The sequence below is a fragment of the Bradyrhizobium sp. genome, assembly GCF_035484855.1.
Taxonomy (GTDB): domain Bacteria; phylum Pseudomonadota; class Alphaproteobacteria; order Rhizobiales; family Xanthobacteraceae; genus Bradyrhizobium.
This window is the reverse complement of record NZ_DATHOP010000172.1, coordinates 1-17,691: the sequence shown is the minus strand read 5'-3', so window position 1 is coordinate 17,691 and position 17,691 is coordinate 1. Positions and strand designations below refer to the sequence as shown.

The window sequence follows — 17,691 nt, the reverse complement described above, 5'->3', positions numbered from 1 at the left end:
CATAGCAGATCACGGCATCCGACGCAGCGCCATGCGCCAGAAGACGAACCGTCATGACGGCTGATGCGGCGCGCGAGGATGGACGTCGGGACCCCGGATGGACTAGCGTCAATCGCAACGACAAGAATATTTTCGGGAGGAACTCATGAAGCACTGGCTGGCCGGATTGTTGCTGTTGGTTGGACCACCGGCCCTTGCGCAGCAGGCGGTGCCGCAAATCGCCTTCGAGTCGGTTGCCAATCCGCTCAAATTGCCGACCAACATGTATTTCGGCGAAGTGTCGGGCGTCGCGGTCAATTCCAAGGGCCACGTCTTCGCGCTGTCGCGCGGCAATACGTCGGGGCCGGCCTACGCGGCGGCGGCGACGCAACTGCTGGAATTCGACGCCAAGGGCGCGTTCGTCCGCGAAATCGGCAAGAACCTCTATGCCTGGTCGTTCGCGCACACGGTGAAGATCGATCCCCAGGACAACATCTGGGTCACCGACAAGGGCTCCGACATGGTGATCAAGTTCGATCCCGAGGGCCGTGTCGTCATGGTGTTCGGCCGCAAGCAGGAAGCCTCCGATGAAGATACCGCCCCATTAAAACATCCGAAGCCGCCGCTGCCGGCCGATGACGGCCGCTTTCGCCAGGTCACCGATGTCGCCTGGGACAAGGAGGGCAACACCTTCATCAGCGACGGCTATATCAATTCGCGCGTCGCCAAAGTCGACAAGGACGGCAACTGGCTGAAATCCTGGGGCGAGCGCGGCAAGGAACACGGCCAGTTCAACACCCCGCATTCGATCGCGACCGACGCCAAGGGCAATGTCTATGTCGCCGACCGCGGCAACCACCGCATCCAGGTGTTCGACGGCGACGGCAAGTTCCTGCGCCAGTTCACAATCGACGTGCCGGTGCCGCCGGACGCGAAACCTGCGATCGGCAAGATCCCCGATGAGGCGATGATGGCAGGCGGCACCTTCGCGCCGGGCTCGCCATGGTCGATCTGCATTACGCCACCGCCCAACCAGGTGCTATACAGCTCCGACTCCTGGCCCGGCCGCATCTACAAGCTCAGCCTCGAGGGCAAGGTGCTGGGGGTGCTCGGCAAATCCGGCAAGCAACTGAAGCAGTTCGGCTGGATCCACGCCATGGCATGCCCGTCGGAGAACGTGCTCTGGGCGGCCGAGTTGTTGAACTGGCGGGTGCAGAAGCTGATTTTGAAGCCGTAGCAATGGCCGTCATTCCGGGGCGATGCCAACGGGTCCGCGCGAATGCGGCCCTCGTTCCGTAATGTGATAGCGTAAGGCGCTTGGCCCAGGGGAAATCCGATGCGGCGGAGGGAATTCATTGCGTCCATCGTGAGCGCAATCACCGCATGGCCGTTTGCGGGGCTCGCTCAGACTGCGTCAAAGGTCTACCGCATCGGGATCCTCAGTACCGATGGACCCGCGGACGCCAAGAGCATTTTTGACGCGATGCTCCACGCTTTGGCGAGTCACGGCTACACACCCGATCGCAATATCGCGCTCGAAATCCGCGCTAGCGGGATCCACACTGAACAGCTGCCAGAGCTTGCCAAGGATCTTGTCGCGAGCAATGTAGACGTGATCCTTACCTTCAGCTTTCCCGCGGCCATGGCCGCCAAGGACGCCACGACAACCATTCCAATCGTGTCGACCGAAGCGGGCGGAGATCCCGTTGCGACCGGCTTGGTCAAAAGTCTGTCGCGGCCAGGCGGCAACGTAACCGGCGTCTCTGATATGGCCATCGAACTTGCTCCCAAGCGTCTCGAACTGATCAAAGACATGGTGCCTTCGGTGCGCACGGTCGCAATGCTCTGGAATGCGCGCGATCTGGGCATGACGCTGCGATACCAGGGGGCGGCGGACGCCGCGCGGGCAATTGGAGCTCGGGTGCAAGCACTCGCCGTGCGTGAACCGGACGATTTTGACGAAGCTTTCGCAAGCATGGTGCGCGACCCGCCGGATGCAATTCTCTTGGTCTCGGATGCACTCACTCGCTTGAATCGCCGACGGGTCTACGAATTTGCCGAAAAACATCGGCTGCCGGCCACCTACGAGCGGGCAAACTATGTGCGCGAAGGCGGCCTGTCGTCCTATAGCCCGGACTTGGATGAAATCTACGATCGCGCGACCTCTTTGATTGATCGCATTTTTAAGGGAGCCAACCCGGCGGACCTGCCATTCGAGCAACCTACACGTTTCCACCTCTCCATCAATCTCAAGACAGCCAAGTCGCTCGGCATAACAGTGCCCGCTTCAGTGGTTGCTCGCGCCGACGAGGTGATCGAATAGTTTGCGTTGATGCCCTGATCGCGACTTATTGCACCGCCGCAGGGTCTTGGTCGTTTTTGGGGTGAAGCGGACCTTCCGAAATTTATGAGAAGGCGCCCTAAATCATTCGCGCCACCACCGGAATCCTGCGCAACATTAGCGTGAGTATCCAGCTTCCGGACAGCGTGCCGATAAACACGATCGCAGCTTTGACTCCGGCGGGAAACGCCGGATCGTAGACGACATATTGCAGCCAGATGATGAAGATGTAGTGCACGAGATAGATGCCGTAGGCCGATGGCTGCATGGCGTCGAGCAGTTTTAGGCTGGAGTGCGCCAACCGCAACGACGTCGCCGGCACCGTGAATGCCATCGCGGCACTGAATGACGCGAAAGCTATGCCATAGGCCGTTCTCCACCACAGCGCAGGAGATGCGAAATTCGCGATCCAATTGTGGTGGGCATAGACCAGCAGCAGGATGGCGCCATAGAACAGCACCGCGAAGGCAAGCCAGACCGGCCAGCGTTTGGCGATCTCGCCATGCTCCGCAAGGATGCCCGTTCTCAGGCTGACGACGCCGATGCCGACGCCGGTAAAGAAGCAGGCGGGATAGAGCAGGATGCGGCTGGTCTGTATCGGGAACGGATAATGGCCCGGCTCGAACCAGCTTCCGTCGCCAAACGCCAGATGCAACGGCAGATAGGATGCAATGGAGACGGCCAGGAAGGCGACAAAGGCCGTCATCGGCCGGTTGCGCAAGCCATCGATCAACCGGCCAAAGGCCGCAAATATCTGCGGCGCGGTCGACCAGACCGCTGCAGCGATGATGTCGAGCGCAAGCAGCACCCATAGAAACCAGGCCTGTCCCGAGGGCCACGGCCCGATCGTTATGGTGTGCCACCAGAAATGGAAGAAGTTGAAGTCGGTCGTGCCCGGGAAATGATAGCGCAGGAATGAGGCGTAATAGGCGATCGGGATCAGCACGAAGATCGACACCAGCAGCGGCACGCCCAGCCGCCAGGCGCGGGCGCGCAAATATCCCGCCGCTCCCCGCCGGGTCAGGCTGTCATGGACGAACAGTCCCGAGATCAGGAACATGAAGGCCATGAAGAAGCTGTCGTTGAACAGGACGACCAGGTCGAAGCCGAGCCAGCGCATCCGGTCGCCATTGCCGAACCAGGTAAAATTGACGACGGAATGGTGGATCACCACCAACAGCGTCGTGAACGTGCGCGCCCGGTCGAGCGCGACAATGCGGGCCGTCTGTTTCGCGGGGGTGGCGCTTTCGCTGGTGCTACGCTGCATCGGCTTCATCCGAAAATCATTTCTCGAAGGCGTCGTAGATGATCTTCTTGATCGTCGTTATGACGTGCATCCGCCCGGAAGGCGAATCCTGCATGACGACGAAAAACATGTCCTCGGCACGGTCTACCACGATGTAGACGCCGGTGGCGCCATCCCACTTGATTTCCCCGAGCGAGCCCGGCGGCGGCGGCACCGCATTGCCGGGATCGGTGCGGATCCCAAACCCATAGCCGAATCCGAATCCGTCGCCGGGATAATAGAAATAGTCGCGTGCGACCCCCGACCCCGGGCCGATGTGATCGGTGGTCATCGCGGCGAAGGTCTTTGGGCTGAGATAGGTCGTGCCGTCCAGCGTCCCACCATTGAGCAGCATCTGCCCGTAGCGCGCAAAATCGGCGATGGTCGAGACCATCCCGCCGCCGCCGGATTCCCATCGCGTGATTTGAAGCGAGTTTCGCTCGACATGCCGGTCCTTGGCAAGCGGGTAGGCATAGCGCGCGCGCTCGGCCGGATCGGTCAGGAAGAACTTGGTGGTCTTCATCCCGAGCGGATCGAGCAGGTGCGTCTTCTCGAATTGATAGAGCGACTGTCCAGAGGCAACCTCGATCACGCGGCCGACAATGTCGGTCGAATGCCCGTAGTCCCACAGCGTGCGCGGCTGTTCGGCCAGCGGCAGCTTGGCGATCCGCTCGGCGAATCCGGCGTTGTCGAAATCGCCGAGATAGATGCCGGCATAGGCGGCCTTGACCAGCCCCTCGCCATAGAAGCCGTAGGTGATGCCGGAGGTCTGCAGCAATAAATCCTCGATGTTGATCGGCCGCCACGGCGGCACCAGGTCGAGCACCGGCTTGCCGGCCTCGTCCTTGCGCTCGACGCCGACCTTCACGCCGGCGAAGGAGGGAATGTATTTGCTGACGGGGTCGTCGAGCGCGATCTTGCCCCGGTCGATCAGCATCATCGCCGCCACGCTGGTGATGGTTTTGGTGACCGAATGAATCGGGAAGATGGTGTCCGCCGTCATCGGCACGCCCTTCTCGACGTCGCGTTGGCCGAAGCATTTGAAATAGACCGGCTGGCCGTGGCGCTGGATCAGGACGATGGCGCCGGGAATCCTGCCTCCGGCGATCTCGCCGTTGACGAAATCCTCGATCGGGGCGAGTTTTTCCAGCGCCAATTTGGCGCCGGGTGGGGGTCCAAAGGCGGGATCGGCCGCCGACAAGGGAGCCGTGGCCGAAATGGCAGCGGCCACGGCCGCGACATACGGGCGGACCGACGCGAAATTGCCGGAAATGATGGGTTGAGGCTGGGACCTTGCGAGCCGCATGCAGATGAGATTATTGCATTGCTGCAATTCGATCCAGACGCCGCTTTGTCGAAACGTGCGCTTCCGTTCAATTCCTCGGGGGCCAAGCGGCGGCGTAAGCGCGCCGTTGCGGCCTCGATTCACACCGCGGTGGCGCGGGCAAAATCGACGTAGATCTCGCGCAAGCGGTCGGTCATCGGACCGGGCTTGCCGTTGGCGACCGTCTTGCCGTCGATCGACACCACCGCCTGCACGAATACGGTGGCGGAGGTGATGAAGGCTTCCTTGGCGGCCAGTGCCTCGTCGACCGTGAACGGCCGCTCCTCGACGCGAAGCTGGCGCTCCTCGGCAAGCTTGACCACCGCCTTGCGGGTGCAGCCGGGCAGGATTTCGCTGCCGTTATGCCGCGTCACCAGTACGTCGTCCTGGGTCAGGATGAAGGCCGACGACGATCCCCCTTCGGTGACCTTGCCGTCCTCGATCATCCAGGCCTCGCCGGCGCCGGCTTCGGCGGCGGCCTGCTTTGCCAGCACCTGCGCGAGCAGCGCCACGCTCTTGATGTCGCGTCGGGTCCAGCGGATGTCCGGCACCGTGATCACGCCGATCCCGGTCTTGGCCGATGCCGCGTTGACGATGTCCTTCACCGACGTGAACATGATCAGCGTCGGCTTCACTCCCTTGGGAAAGGCAAAATCGCGTCCTGTATCGGCGCCGCGCGTCACCTCCAGGTAGACCATGCCGTTGACGAGGTTGTTGCGCGCTACCAACTCTCGCTGGATCTCCTGAATCCGCCCGGTGGTCTCCGGAAGCGCCAGCGATATCTCGCCGACCGAGCGCTCCAGCCGCGCCAGATGCGAGGCATTGTCGATCAACTTGCCGTCGAGCACGGCGGCCACCTCGTAGATGCCGTCGGCGAACAGAAAGCCGCGGTCCAGTATCGAGACCTTGGCCTCTGACATCGGCACGAACGACCCGTTGACGTAGGCGATCTGGTCCAAGCGAATTCTCCTGGTGGGGATGCGAAGCGGTGATGCGGACGGTATACGCGAATCGTTAATGCCGAGAAACCCTCGTATCGTCATTCCGGGGCATGCGAAGCATGAACCCGGAATCTCGAGATTCCGGGTCTGGTCCTTCGGACCATCCCGGAATGACTCTCGAGCTAATGCGACAATATCTTCGACAAGAACTTCTGCGCGCGGTCGCTGCGGGGGCTGCCGAAGAAATCGGTCTTCAGCGCGTCCTCGACGATTTCGCCCTGGTCCATGAAGATCACCCGGTGCGCGACCTTGCTGGCGAAACCCATCTCATGGGTCACCACCATCATGGTCATGCCCTCGCGGGCGAGGTCGACCATGACGTCGAGCACCTCACTGATCATTTCCGGATCGAGCGCCGAGGTCGGCTCGTCGAACAGCATGGCGATCGGGTCCATTGCCAGCGCGCGGGCGATCGCCACGCGCTGCTGCTGGCCGCCGGACAATTCCGCCGGATATTTGCGCGCGTGGTCCTTCAGGCCCACCCGGTCGAGCAGCTTTGCGGCCTTCGCCAGCGCCTCGGCATGGGAACGCCCCAGCACCTTCTCCTGCGCCAGGCAGAGATTTTCGATGATCTTCAGATGCGGGAACAATTCAAAATGCTGGAACACCATGCCGACGCGGGCGCGCAGTTTCGGCAGGTTTGTCCTGGGGTCGTTGACCCGGATGCCGTCGACCACGATTTCACCCTTCTGGAACGGCTCCAGCGCGTTGACGCATTTGATCAAGGTCGACTTTCCCGAGCCGGACGGGCCGCACACCACCACCACCTCGCCCCTGGCGACGCTGGTGGAGCAGTCCTTCAGCGCCTGGAAATTCGGCCCGTACCATTTGTCGACATGGCTGATCTCGATCATAGCGGTCTTTCTAATGCACGTAGGCGATGCGCGCCTGCAGGCGCCGCACGCCGAACGACGCGAAACAGGAGATGACGAAATAGATCACGGCTGCGAACAGGTACATTTCGACCAGCCGCCCGTCGCGCTGCGCGACATTGCTGGCGGCGCCGAGGAAGTCGGTGATCGACACCACATAGACCAGCGAGGTGTCCTGGAACAGCACGATGGTCTGCGTCAAGAGCACCGGCAGCATGTTGCGGAACGCCTGCGGCAGCACGACATAGCGCATGGTCTGGCTGTAGGTCAGGCCGAGCGCCTGGGCCGCGGCCGGTTGTCCCTTCGAGATCGACTGGATGCCGGCGCGCATGATTTCGGAGAAATACGCCGCCTCGAACAGGATGAAGGTGATGAGCGAGGAGGCGAATGCGCCGACGTGGATTGGCCGCGAAGCTCCCGTCAGCCACTGGCCGATATAAGGCACCAGGAAATAGAACCAGAAGATCACCAGCACCAGCGGCAGCGAGCGCATCAGGTCGACATAGAGCCCGGCGATACGCCCGAGCAGTTTGAGGCCCGACAGCCGCATCAACGCGATCAGCGTGCCGAAGACCAGGCCGCCAAGGCCCGCGAGCCCCGTCAGCATCAGCGTGAAGGTCATGCCGTCGAGAAACAGATAGGGAAGCGAGCGGCGGATGACGTCGAAGTCGAAACTGGCGAACATCTGCGCTCACTTCCCCGAGATGTAGCCGGGAACCGCCAGCGCGCGCTCGAGGAAGCGCATCGCGACGACGACCACGATATTGACGAGGAGATAGAGCACGGTTGCGCCGGTGAAGGCCTCGAACACCTGGAAGGAGAATTCCTGCATTGCGCGCGCGGCACCTGTCAGTTCGATCAGGCCGATGGTGATCGCCACCGACGTATTCTTGATGGTGGCGAGGAATTCGGAAGTCAGCGGCGGCATGATGATGCGAAACGCCATCGGCAGCAGGACGTAGCGATAGGTCTGCGCCGTGGTCAGTCCCAGCGCGGTCGCGGCCAACCTCTGGCCGCGCGGCAGCGAATTGATGCCGGCGGCGGTTTGTACAGCCACCCGCGCGGACATGAACAGTCCAATCCCGATCGCCGCGGTGTAAAACGGCGCGTGCGGCATCTGCTTCAGCCACAGCCCCCACGCATGCGGCAGCAGTTCCGGCAGCACGAAGAACCAGATGAACAGCTGCACCAGGAGCGGCATGTTGCGGAAGAATTCGACATAGACGAAACCGATGAGAGAAGCGGTCTTCGACGGCAGCGTGCGCATGACGCCGACGACCGCCCCGAAGGCCAGTGCGATGATCCAGGCGAACAGCGAGGTCTCGATGGTCAGCAGCAGCCCGGCCAGCAGCATGTCGAGATAGGTGCCGGTCCCGCTCGGAGACGGCTCGAAGAAAATGTGCCAGTTCCAGTGATAACTCACGACAACTTCCGTGCGCCAGAACTACGCCTCGACCCGCTCATCAGACGCCTCACATCGCCTTATACGAATCCGGATCGGGAGAATCGGAGGGATTGGCAAACTCATGCTGCAGCTCCGCGCTGATCGGCGTGTTGAGGTTCAACCCCTTGGGCGGGATTTTTTGCATGAACCACTTGTCATAGAGCTTCTCGCCCTCGCCGCTCGTAAAAAGCGAGGCGGTGGCGGCATCGGCTACCTTCTTGAAGGCGACGTCATCCTTGCGCAGCATGACGCCGTAGGGTTCCGGCTTGGAAAACGCTTCGGTGGAGATGACATAAGCGTCGGGATCCTTCGAGCCGGCGACGAAACTCGCGAGCAGGATATCGTCCAGCACGGCCGCGACCGCGCGATCGGTCTCGACCATCAGGAACGATTCGGCGTGCTCCTTGGCCGGCACGATGTTGATGTCGAGCTTGCGCGCCGCATTGGCCTCGGTGAGCTGCTTGATGTTGGTGGTGCCTGATGTCGAGACCACCGTCTTGCCCTTCAGCGCATCGATCGAGTCGAGCTTGCTTGCCTTCTTCGAGACGAAGCGGGTGGCGGTCAGAAAGAAGGTGTTGGTGAACCAGACCTGCTTCTGGCGCTCGGCATTGTTGGTGGTCGAGCCGCATTCGAGGTCGATGGTGCCGTTGGCCAATAGCGGAATGCGGTTCGACGACGTCACCGGATTGAACTCGACCGCGAGCTTGCCGAGCTTGAGTTCGGACTTCACGGCGTCCACTATTTTAGCGCAGATGTCGATCGCAAAGCCGATCGGCTTCTGGTTGTCGTCCAGATAGGAGAACGGGATCGAGGAGTCGCGGTAGCCGATGGTGATCGTGCCGGTTTCCTTGACCTTTTTCAGCGTCCCCGTGAGCTCCTCGGCACTGGATTGTCCGGCCGCGAGTGCAGCGGCAAGCGCGAGGCCGACCATGGGCAGGCATTTCATTAGCGCTCTCCTCGCCTGGATGACTGCCGCAATGCTTGCAAAAATCGAGCCGAACGCCGCTTTCGGCCGCGGCCCACGACCCGGCTACCCATGCAATGGCTGAGCCATTGCATGGGCCGGGCCAGCCTCACATCGCCTTGTAGGAAGCGGGATCGGGCGAATCCGATGGATTGGCAAATTCGTGCTTGAGCTCCGGGGCAATCGGCGTGTTGAGGTTCAAGCCCTTGGGCGGAATCTTCGACATGAACCATTTGTCGTAGAGCTTCTGGCCTTCGCCGCTCTTGTAGAGCACTGCGGTCGCGGCATCGACCATCTTCTTGAATGGCACGTCGTCCTTGCGCAGCATGATGCCGTAGGGCTCGGGCTTCGAGAAGGCGTCCGAGGAGATCGCATAGGAACTCGGGTCCTTCGAGCCGGCGATCAGGCTGGCCAGCAGGACATCGTCCATCACGAACGCCACGGCGCGATCGGTCTCGACCATCAGGAACGCCTCGGCGTGATCCTTGGCCGGAATGATGTTGACGCCGAGGTTGCGGGCGGCATTGGCTTCGGTGAGCTGCTTGATGTTGGTGGTGCCGGCGGTCGAGACCACCGACTTGCCCTTGAGATCGTCGATCTTGTCGAGCTTGTTGGCCTTCTTCGACACGAAACGGCTGGCGGTCAGGAAATGGGTGTTGGTGAACGAGACCTGCTTCTCGCGCTCGGCATTGTTGGTGGTCGAGCCGCATTCGAGATCGACGGTGCCGTTGGCCAGCAGCGGAATCCGGTTCGACGACGTCACCGGCTCGAGCTTGACCTCAAGCTTGTCGAGCTTGAGTTCCTTCTTCACGGCGTCGACGATCTTGTAGCAGATGTCCATCGCGAAGCCGATCGGCTTCTGGTTGTCGTCGAGGTAGGAGAACGGGATCGAGGAATCACGAAAACCGAGCGTGATCGTGCCGGTTTCCTTGATGTTCTTCAATGTCCCCGTCAGTTCCTGGGCGCCGGCTTGCCCCGCACAGAGCGCCGCAGCGAGCGCAAACCCGATCATGCGTAAATGCTTCATTCTTTCTCTCCCCGTTTGGATGGCCGCCATGATGCTTGCATAATCCGGGCCGGAATAGAATGTGACTTTCGGCGGCTTTTGCGCCTCCCGGCCCGATCAGGCATGGCCGTTGGCCCGGGTCCTGTGGATGGTAATCAGTGCCCAAAGGCTGAACAGGCACACCACGGTGAGATAATAGCCCGGCGCGAGATCGCCGATCACAGCGAACGTGCCGAGCCAAGTCACGGTCGCCGGACCCATCCCGCCGAAAACGGTCACGCCAATGTTGTAGCTCAGCCCCAGGCCCGTCGCGCGCGTGCCGGCCGGAAACAGTTCGGACATCAGCGCCGCTACCGCGCCGAGATAGAGCGCCTTCAGCGAGCCGAGCAGCAGCACCGCAAGCACGATGATCGGTCCCGACGGCTTGCTGGCAAGCAGCAGATACAGCGGGAAGACCGCAGACAGCAACAGGACACCTATCGTGATCATGTAGGGCGTGCGTCCGACCCGGTCGGAGATTGCGCCCGCGACGGGATTGAGGGTGATGGCGGCGATGGCGGCGGCAAAGGCCGCGAGATAGCCGATGATCTGCGGCAGATTCAACGTTTTGACCACATAGGTCGGCATGTAGATGATGAGATAATTGACCGCGGTCGCGGCCGCGATCACGCCGACCGCCAGCAGGACCGGAAACTTCTGCTGCGTGAAGACATTGCGGACCGGCGTGTCGTGTTCGGCTGCCGGCGGCGCGGTCGCATCCTCGATGTTGTTGCGGATGTAAAGGCCGATCGGCCCGATCAGCACGCCGAACAGGAACGGAATACGCCAGCCCCAGGTCTGCAATTCGGTTTCGGTCAGGGTCGAGGACAACAGCACGCCGAAGCCGGAGCCGAGCAGCGAACTGATGCCCTGGCTTGCGAATTGCCAGCTTGCGACAAAGCCGCGCCTGCCCGGCATATGCTCGACCAGGAACGCGGTCGAACTGCCGAACTCGCCGCCCGCGGAGAAACCCTGCACCAGGCGGGCGACGATAACGAGCAGCGGCGCCCATACGCCGATCTTGTCGAAGGTCGGCATGCAGCCCACCGCCAGCGTGCCGAAGGTCATCATCGCGATGGACAGAAGCAGCGACGCCTTGCGGCCATGGCGGTCGGCATAGGCGCCGAGCAGCAGGCCGCCAACCGGCCGCGCCAGGAATGTCAGGCCGAACGTGCCAAAGGTCAGCAACAGCGAGGTGGTCGGATTGTCGTTGGGGAAGAACGCCCTGGAGAGATAGACCGCGAAAAAGGCGTAGACCGAGATATCGAACCATTCGAGCGCATTGCCGAGCGAGGTCGCGACCACGAGCCGGGTAATGTTCTTTTTCTCCGGAACGGTTTGCGGTATTCCCTCCGCCGGCGCCAATGTTGTCATTTCAAATCCCCGGCGCGCGACGTTTCGCCCAAATCCCAGAACAGGCCCGCCATGATGCCGAGCGCTTCTTCGGTCACCGACAGCAGGATGTGCTCGTCGGGCGCATGCTGGGAGCAGCCGGGATAGGAGTGCGGCACCCAGATCGTCGGCATTCCCAACGTCTCGGAGAACACATCGTTCGGCAGCGAGCCGCCGAAATTCGGCAACACCGCGGGCGCCTTGCCGGTGGTCTGCCGGATCGAGTCCGCCGCCCATTTGATCCAGGGACTGTCGAAATCGGTGCGCGAAGCGATGAAGCTTTGGGTGGCGCTGACTTCGACCATCGGAAAGCCGCTGGCTGCGAGATGAGCGCGTACGGCGTCGACGACCCCTTCGTATTTGGTGCCGACGACGAAGCGAAGCTGCAGAACGGCTCGGGCATGGCCGGGAATTGCATTGGCCGGGTGATCGATATTGCCGGATGACATCGCCAGCACTTCGAGCGTGTTCCAGGCGTAGACCCGTTCCGCGGCTGATAATCCCTCCTCGCCCCAATCCTCCGACAGGGCGGGCTCTTCCGGCAGCGGCTTGATGTCGACATCGGCGAGCATGCTGCGGACCTGGTTGGTCAGCCGCGGCGGCTTCAGCGCCTCGAGCTTCATGCGTCCATGGCTGTCGACCAGCGATGCAATGGCATTGGCGAGGATGGTCGCGGGATTGGCGAGCAGGCCGCCCCAATTGCCGGAATGGTGACCGCCCTCGCGCAAATTCACGTCGAGATGAATGCGGATGCCGCCGCGGCAACCGAGGAAGATGGTCGGCCGGTCGGCGGCAAGCCGCGGGCCGTCGGAGGCGAGCAACAGATCGGCCTTCAGCTCGTCGCGCAGCGATGCGCAGACTTTATTCAGATCGGGCGAGCCGATCTCCTCACCCATCTCGATCAGGAATTTGGCGTTGAACCCGAGCTTGCCGCCGCGCGCGTCGCGCACCGCAGCCAGCGCGGCGAGATTGATGCTGTGCTGCCCCTTGTTGTCGGCAGCACCGCGGCCATAGACGCGGTTGCCGATCGTCGTCAGCTTCCACGGGTCGAGCCCGCCGCGCCATTCGCCGACCATGCCGTCGACGACGTCGCCGTGGCCGTAGATCAGGACGGTCGGCAACGCGTCGCTCTCGCGATGCTCCGCGACAAGGAACGGCGACTTGCCGCTGGGAGATTCCACCAGCCGGCTCTCGAAATCGAGCTCGGCAAAAGCGGTGCGCATTTCCTTTTCGAGATAGGCGCGCAGCTCGGCTTCGCGGCCGCCGCGCTGGCTTTCGGTCTGGTAGGCGACACGGCGCGCCAGCGTTTGCAGGAACTCGCCGGAAGAAAACTGCCGGTGGACGTTGGCGATGGCATCGCCCCTGCCTTGAACTGGCGCGGTCATGCGGCGCGGCCCTTCCGCATCGCGCTCGAGTAACGCGGGCAGATTTCCTCGGCGAACCGCGACATCATCCGCTGGCGGAGGGCGAGCGGCGTGCCCGGTGTCGCGCTGGATACCATGAAGTAGTTGAAGCCGAGGGCGGTCAGCGCATCGATGCGCCTGCAGATCGTCTCCGCGCTGCCGATCAGGTTGGAATCGTGGAACGGGCCGAGCTCCGCCGGGTCCGTCAACTTGCGCAAGTTTGCGAACATCCGGCTGAAATCGGTATACTCGGGAATGTCTGCCCACGGATTGGCATCCGCTTCATAGTGATCCGCCTGCAGGGCAAAATACGGCGGGAAATAGCGACGACCCAGATCGCGCGCCTCCTCGTCGCTGTCGGCGATGAACATTTTCACCGAGATCGGCAGAATGGCGCCGTTCGCTTTGGCGCCGGCGCGCGACCGCCAGCGATCCAGGATCTTCACCAACAGGCCATCGGGGAACGTCGAAAGGCAGATGGGAGGAATGCCGAGGTCACCCATCACTTCGGCGCTGGCCGGGCTTCCGATCGCGCCATAGAAGTGAACCGGTTTGTCTGATGGCTCGGGGCGGATGCGGATCGGCCGCTCGATGTTCCAGAACTTGCCTTGATAGGTAAACGGCTTTCCCGCCAGACCCTGTTCGACGATCCGAAATACTTCGGAAAAGCGCGCGCGGCCCTCGTTCATGTCGATATTGTACGCCTCATATTCCATCCTGGCCGTGCCGCGCCCGATGCCCAGATGCAACCGGCCTCTGGTCAGCAAATTGAGCATGGCGATTTCCTCGGCGAGCCGCAATGGATGATACCAGGGCAGCACCAGCACCGAAGTCCCCAGCGACAGATCGGGGAATTTGGCCGCGATATGCGCCATCATCAATAGCGGGCTTGGCGTCGGGTAGTAGTCGCTGAAATGATGCTCGAGCAGCCAGGCCGCGTCGTAGCCGAGCCGGTGACCCAGTTCGCAATCCGACATCAGATCGCGATAGAGCTGGTCATCGGGAACCCCCGCCACATCAGCGGCCGCCGCCTGAAAGCCGAACGATATGTCTTGCATGGAATGATCTCCGCCTGACCCTGATCCTAGAGACATGGTATCGGGACGCAACAGGCCACGAATTCCGGCTGGTGGCAGGTCTTACCACCATGGCTTGGTCCGAAGGACACGCCGAGCCTGCCGCGAGCGTGCCGGAATTGCCTTGCCAAAACCAGTCCGAATGCAACAAGTTCGGCCAACAGCCCGGCGTTCCGACCGGGCCGATACAAGGGAGGACGATCATGAAGACGATCCTGCGCGCGTCCGCGATTTGTTTGCTGTTGGCGGGTTCCGCAGTAGCGCTGACCGGCGAGCGCATGGCGGAAATTCCGCTCGATAAAATGTCGCCCGCGCAGCGCAGCGTTGCCGACGCCATCATGTCCGGGCCGCGAAAAGGGATGGGCGGGCCGTTCAACGCCTGGCTGCGCAGCCCGGAACTGGCGGACCGCCTGCAGAAGGTCGGCGAGTATGTCCGCTTCAATAGCTCGCTCGACAGACGCGTCAACGAGATGGCGATCCTCATGACCGCGCAAGCCTGGGGTTCGCAGTATGAGTGGCACGCCCACGCGCCGCTGGCGATCAAGGCTGGCCTCGATCCCGCCATCGTCGCCGCGATCGGCGCCGGGCGAAAGCCCGACAACATGAAGGACGACGAGGCTATTGTCTGGGAGTTCACCACGCAGCTGCGGCGCGATCACGCGGTCGACGACGCGATCTATGCGAAGGCTCTGGAAAAATTCGGCGAACGGGGCATCATGGATCTGGTCGCCGTGAACGGTTACTACGACGTGGTGTCGATGACGCTGAACGTCGCCCACGTCTCCCCGCCCGCCGACGCGGAATTGCCGTTCAAGCAGGCCGGCCGGTAATCTGCGGGTATTCACCATTGCCGCACGGCAGCCTCGCCGGGCGGCGCCGCGTTGAAGGTCATCGATCATGAAAAAGGAAATCCGGCTCAACGCCTTCGCCATGAACTGCGTGGCGCATCAGTCGCCGGGGCTGTGGACCCATCCGCGCGACCGCACTGCGGAATATAACCGCCTGCCCTACTGGATCGATCTCGCGAAGACGCTCGAGCGCGGGCGTTTCGACGGCTTGTTTCTCGCCGACGTGCTCGGCGTCTACGACGTGTTCGGCGGCAGTCCGGATGCGGCCTTGCGCAACGCCGCGCAGACGCCCTGCAACGATCCGATGCTGTTGATTCCGGCGATGGCCGCGGTGACCGAACATCTCGGCTTTGGTGTGACCTCGAACCTGTCCTATGAGCCGCCCTATACATTCGCGCGGCGGATGTCGACGCTCGACCATCTCACCGAGGGACGCGTCGGCTGGAATGTGGTGACCGGCTATCTCGACAGCGCCGCGCGCGGCGCCGGCAAGGACAAGCAGACCGGCCATGACGACCGCTATGCGGTCGCCGACGAGTATATGGAGGTGGTCTACAAGCTCTGGGAAGGCAGCTGGGAAGACGACGCCGCGCTGCGCGACCGTATCAGAGGTATCTTTGCGGACCCTGCGAAGGTGCATCGCGTGCAGCACGAGGGCGACAACTATCGCCTCGACGCCATTCATCTCAGCGAGCCGTCGCCGCAACGCACGCCCGTGCTGTATCAGGCCGGCACCTCGCCGCGCGGACGGCAGTTCGCCGCCGAGCACGCCGAATGCGTGTTCATGTCGGGTCCGTCGGCGAAGGTGATCGGGCCGCGGGTTTCGGCGATCCGCGAACTAGCCGCGCAGGGCGGGCGCGACGGGAGCGAGATACTGATGTTCAGCATGTTCACCGTCATTCTCGGGCGCACCGAAGCCGAGGCGAGAGCCAAATACGCCGACTATCGCAGCTACGTCAGCCCCGAAGGCGCGCTCACTTTGATGTCCGGCTGGACCGGCGTCGACTTCTCGACCTACGATCTCGACCAGGAAGTGCGCCACGTCCAGAATGATGCCGGCCGCAGCGCGATGGACAACGTCACCCGCGCCGATCCCGACCGGGTCTGGACCGTGCGCGAGGTCGCCCAGCATGTCGGCATCGGCGGCGCCGGCCCGGTCGCGATCGGCACGCCGGAAAAGGTCGCCGACCAGATCGAGGCCTGGTTCGAGCAGACCGATGTCGACGGGTTGAACATGCCGTTTGCGGTTTCGCCCGGCGATTTCGCCGATATCGCCGACATGCTGGTGCCGGAGCTGGTGCGCCGCGGGCGGTACAAGTCGGCTTATCGACCTGGCACGCTGCGCGAAAAACTGTTCGGCGAAGGCCGCGCGCGGCTCGCCGCACCGCATCCGGCCGTGCAGTACCGGCCCGGCGTGAGGGCGAAGGCGGCGGAGTAACGCTCCGTTGTAGGGTGGGCGAAGCGAAGCGCGCCCACCATCTATTTCGTGCGAGAACGGTGGGCACGGCGCAAGCGCGCCTTTGCCCACCCTACGATTTACGCTCGCCATGACGGTGTTAAACCGTGCCGTCAACCACGACCTCGATCAGCTTCGCACCGGGCCGCTTGAATGCCGACGTCAGCACCGGCTTCAAATCCTTTGCCTCCGTGATCCGCATCGCCTCCAGCCCGAGCGATTTTGCGATGCCGACGAAATCGACCGGCGGGTCGGCGAAATCCATGCCGACGTAATTGCTGTCGCCGTGGAACGCGAGCAGCCGCTGCTTGATGATGCGATAGCCGCCATTGTTACAGATCACCACCGTCAGCGGCAGCTTGTGATGGGCCGCGGTCCACAGCGCCTGGATCGAATACATCGCGCTGCCGTCGCCGGAGAAGCACACGACTGGCCGATCAGGGTTGGCCATGCTGACGCCGACGGAGGCCGGCAGGCCCCAGCCGATGCCCCCCGACGCCAGCGCATGATAGCCGTAGCGGTCGCGGTGCGGACGCAGCGCCAGCATCTGCCGCCCGGAGGTCAGCCCCTCGTCGACCAGGATGGCGTTATCCGGCATCGCCTCGACGACTTGCAGCGTCAGATAATCCGGATCGATCGGCGAGCGATCTTTGGCCTTCGAGATCTGCTCGATCAGCGGGCCGCGCCGCGCCGTCCAGTTCTTCGAAGCCAGTGCGGCGATGCCCTTTTTCGCGCGCGCTTGCAGCGCGGCGCCGCCGGCCGCCTTCAGCGCCGGCACCAGCACGCGCAAGGTTTCCCTGACGTCGGCCTTGAGCGCGATCTCGGCGCCGTAATTCTTGGCGAGGTCGCCGTCGACGAGGCCGACCTGCACGATCGCCAGTCCCTCCGGCAGCGGATTGACCTCGCTATAGACCGACATCCGCAAGGGGTCGGCGCCCAGCACGATCATCAGATCGTAGGGCGACAGCACCTCGCGCACCTGCTTCTGCAGCCGCGACAGCGCGCCCATGAAGCACGGGCTTTCCGACAGGAATTGCGCGCCATAGGGCGTCGAGCATTGATAGGCCGGCGCGCCGAGCGCGGCCGCGAAGGCGGCGGCTTCCTTTAACGCATCGCTCTTGACGATCTCGTCGCCGGTGATGATGACCGGGTTTTGCGCCTTTAATATCCGCTGCGCCAACGCCTGCACGCCCTCGTCGGACGGGCGCACCCGTGCGTCGACGCGGGTCGAGCGGCCGAGTTCGATGCCGGCTTCGGCATT

The 17,691-nt window shown here is 62.7% G+C and carries 16 protein-coding genes; 4 read left to right on the top strand and 12 right to left on the bottom strand.

What is annotated here, in order from left to right; genetic code table 11:
* The first annotated feature begins 145 nt into the window (after positions 1–145).
* Positions 146–1,216 (top strand): peptidyl-alpha-hydroxyglycine alpha-amidating lyase family protein, encoded by a 1,071-nt coding sequence (locus VK804_RS19665; protein WP_325373301.1) that lies wholly within the window; start codon positions 146–148, stop codon positions 1,214–1,216.
* Positions 1,217–1,345: 129 nt separating this feature from the next.
* On the top strand, positions 1,346–2,302 hold the full coding sequence (locus VK804_RS19660; RefSeq protein ID WP_325373299.1) for an ABC transporter substrate-binding protein: 957 nt from the start codon (positions 1,346–1,348) through the stop codon (positions 2,300–2,302).
* A 97-nt stretch (positions 2,303–2,399) separates the two neighbouring features.
* On the opposite strand, the gene VK804_RS19655 is transcribed toward VK804_RS19660, so the two are convergent.
* From VK804_RS19655 to VK804_RS19605, 11 genes are all read right to left on the bottom strand, one after another.
* Positions 2,400–3,587, bottom strand: coding sequence for an acyltransferase (locus VK804_RS19655; protein WP_325373297.1), 1,188 nt, complete (start codon positions 3,585–3,587; stop codon positions 2,400–2,402).
* 16 nt (positions 3,588–3,603) lie between these two features.
* Positions 3,604–4,836, bottom strand: coding sequence for a serine hydrolase domain-containing protein (locus VK804_RS19650; protein WP_325373295.1), 1,233 nt, complete (start codon positions 4,834–4,836; stop codon positions 3,604–3,606).
* Positions 4,837–5,030: 194 nt separating this feature from the next.
* A complete protein-coding gene (locus VK804_RS19645) occupies positions 5,031–5,888 on the bottom strand; it encodes a D-amino-acid transaminase (protein ID WP_325373293.1) in 858 nt (285 codons plus the stop codon).
* Positions 5,889–6,052: 164 nt separating this feature from the next.
* Positions 6,053–6,784: an amino acid ABC transporter ATP-binding protein gene (locus tag VK804_RS19640; protein WP_325373291.1), complete on the bottom strand. Its 732-nt coding sequence runs from the start codon at positions 6,782–6,784 to the stop codon at positions 6,053–6,055.
* Positions 6,785–6,794: 10 nt separating this feature from the next.
* The gene (locus VK804_RS19635) at positions 6,795–7,487 is read right to left on the bottom strand and encodes an ABC transporter permease subunit (RefSeq protein ID WP_325373289.1); all 693 of its coding nucleotides are present in this window, start codon (positions 7,485–7,487) and stop codon (positions 6,795–6,797) included.
* 6 nt (positions 7,488–7,493) lie between these two features.
* Positions 7,494–8,225 carry an amino acid ABC transporter permease gene (locus tag VK804_RS19630; protein WP_325373287.1) on the bottom strand — a complete coding sequence of 244 codons (732 nt, stop codon included), beginning with the start codon at positions 8,223–8,225 and terminating at the stop codon, positions 7,494–7,496.
* A 49-nt stretch (positions 8,226–8,274) separates the two neighbouring features.
* The gene (locus VK804_RS19625; RefSeq protein WP_325373285.1) at positions 8,275–9,192 is read right to left on the bottom strand and encodes an amino acid ABC transporter substrate-binding protein; all 918 of its coding nucleotides are present in this window, start codon (positions 9,190–9,192) and stop codon (positions 8,275–8,277) included.
* A gap of 127 nt (positions 9,193–9,319) precedes the next feature.
* Positions 9,320–10,237 (bottom strand): amino acid ABC transporter substrate-binding protein, encoded by a 918-nt coding sequence (locus tag VK804_RS19620; RefSeq protein ID WP_325373283.1) that lies wholly within the window; start codon positions 10,235–10,237, stop codon positions 9,320–9,322.
* Between the two features lie 96 nt (positions 10,238–10,333).
* Positions 10,334–11,629 (bottom strand): MFS transporter, encoded by a 1,296-nt coding sequence (locus VK804_RS19615; protein ID WP_325373281.1) that lies wholly within the window; start codon positions 11,627–11,629, stop codon positions 10,334–10,336.
* Positions 11,626–13,032: a M20 family metallopeptidase gene (locus tag VK804_RS19610; RefSeq protein ID WP_325373279.1), complete on the bottom strand. Its 1,407-nt coding sequence runs from the start codon at positions 13,030–13,032 to the stop codon at positions 11,626–11,628. Before VK804_RS19610 ends, VK804_RS19615 begins: the two co-directional genes overlap by 4 nt.
* The gene (locus VK804_RS19605; protein ID WP_325373277.1) at positions 13,029–14,108 is read right to left on the bottom strand and encodes an LLM class flavin-dependent oxidoreductase; all 1,080 of its coding nucleotides are present in this window, start codon (positions 14,106–14,108) and stop codon (positions 13,029–13,031) included. Before VK804_RS19605 ends, VK804_RS19610 begins: the two co-directional genes overlap by 4 nt.
* A 221-nt stretch (positions 14,109–14,329) precedes the next feature.
* Here VK804_RS19605 and VK804_RS19600 point away from each other — a divergent pair, with 221 nt between their 5' ends.
* Positions 14,330–14,956 carry a carboxymuconolactone decarboxylase family protein gene (locus VK804_RS19600; RefSeq protein ID WP_325373275.1) on the top strand — a complete coding sequence of 209 codons (627 nt, stop codon included), beginning with the start codon at positions 14,330–14,332 and terminating at the stop codon, positions 14,954–14,956.
* 67 nt (positions 14,957–15,023) lie between these two features.
* Positions 15,024–16,412 (top strand): LLM class flavin-dependent oxidoreductase, encoded by a 1,389-nt coding sequence (locus VK804_RS19595; RefSeq protein ID WP_325373273.1) that lies wholly within the window; start codon positions 15,024–15,026, stop codon positions 16,410–16,412.
* Positions 16,413–16,530: 118 nt separating this feature from the next.
* Here VK804_RS19595 and VK804_RS19590 read toward each other — a convergent pair.
* Positions 16,531–17,691, bottom strand: a 1,161-nt coding sequence (locus tag VK804_RS19590) for a thiamine pyrophosphate-binding protein (protein ID WP_325373271.1), incomplete at its 5' end; no start/stop codon positions are given.

Excerpts from the sequence above, each read along its gene's own strand:
- VK804_RS19665 (WP_325373301.1), top strand. The coding sequence starts at position 146 with ATGAAGCACTGGCTGGCCGGATTGTTGCTGTTGGTTGGACCACCGGCC.
- VK804_RS19655 (WP_325373297.1), bottom strand. The coding sequence starts at position 3,587 with ATGCAGCGTAGCACCAGCGAAAGCGCCACCCCCGCGAAACAGACGGCC.
- VK804_RS19640 (WP_325373291.1), bottom strand. The coding sequence starts at position 6,784 with ATGATCGAGATCAGCCATGTCGACAAATGGTACGGGCCGAATTTCCAG.
- VK804_RS19635 (WP_325373289.1), bottom strand. The coding sequence starts at position 7,487 with ATGTTCGCCAGTTTCGACTTCGACGTCATCCGCCGCTCGCTTCCCTAT.
- VK804_RS19625 (WP_325373285.1), bottom strand. The coding sequence starts at position 9,192 with ATGAAATGCCTGCCCATGGTCGGCCTCGCGCTTGCCGCTGCACTCGCG.
- VK804_RS19620 (WP_325373283.1), bottom strand. The coding sequence starts at position 10,237 with ATGAAGCATTTACGCATGATCGGGTTTGCGCTCGCTGCGGCGCTCTGT.
- VK804_RS19615 (WP_325373281.1), bottom strand. The coding sequence starts at position 11,629 with ATGACAACATTGGCGCCGGCGGAGGGAATACCGCAAACCGTTCCGGAG.
- VK804_RS19610 (WP_325373279.1), bottom strand. The coding sequence starts at position 13,032 with ATGACCGCGCCAGTTCAAGGCAGGGGCGATGCCATCGCCAACGTCCAC.
- VK804_RS19605 (WP_325373277.1), bottom strand. The coding sequence starts at position 14,108 with ATGCAAGACATATCGTTCGGCTTTCAGGCGGCGGCCGCTGATGTGGCG.
- VK804_RS19600 (WP_325373275.1), top strand. The coding sequence starts at position 14,330 with ATGAAGACGATCCTGCGCGCGTCCGCGATTTGTTTGCTGTTGGCGGGT.
- VK804_RS19595 (WP_325373273.1), top strand. The coding sequence starts at position 15,024 with ATGAAAAAGGAAATCCGGCTCAACGCCTTCGCCATGAACTGCGTGGCG.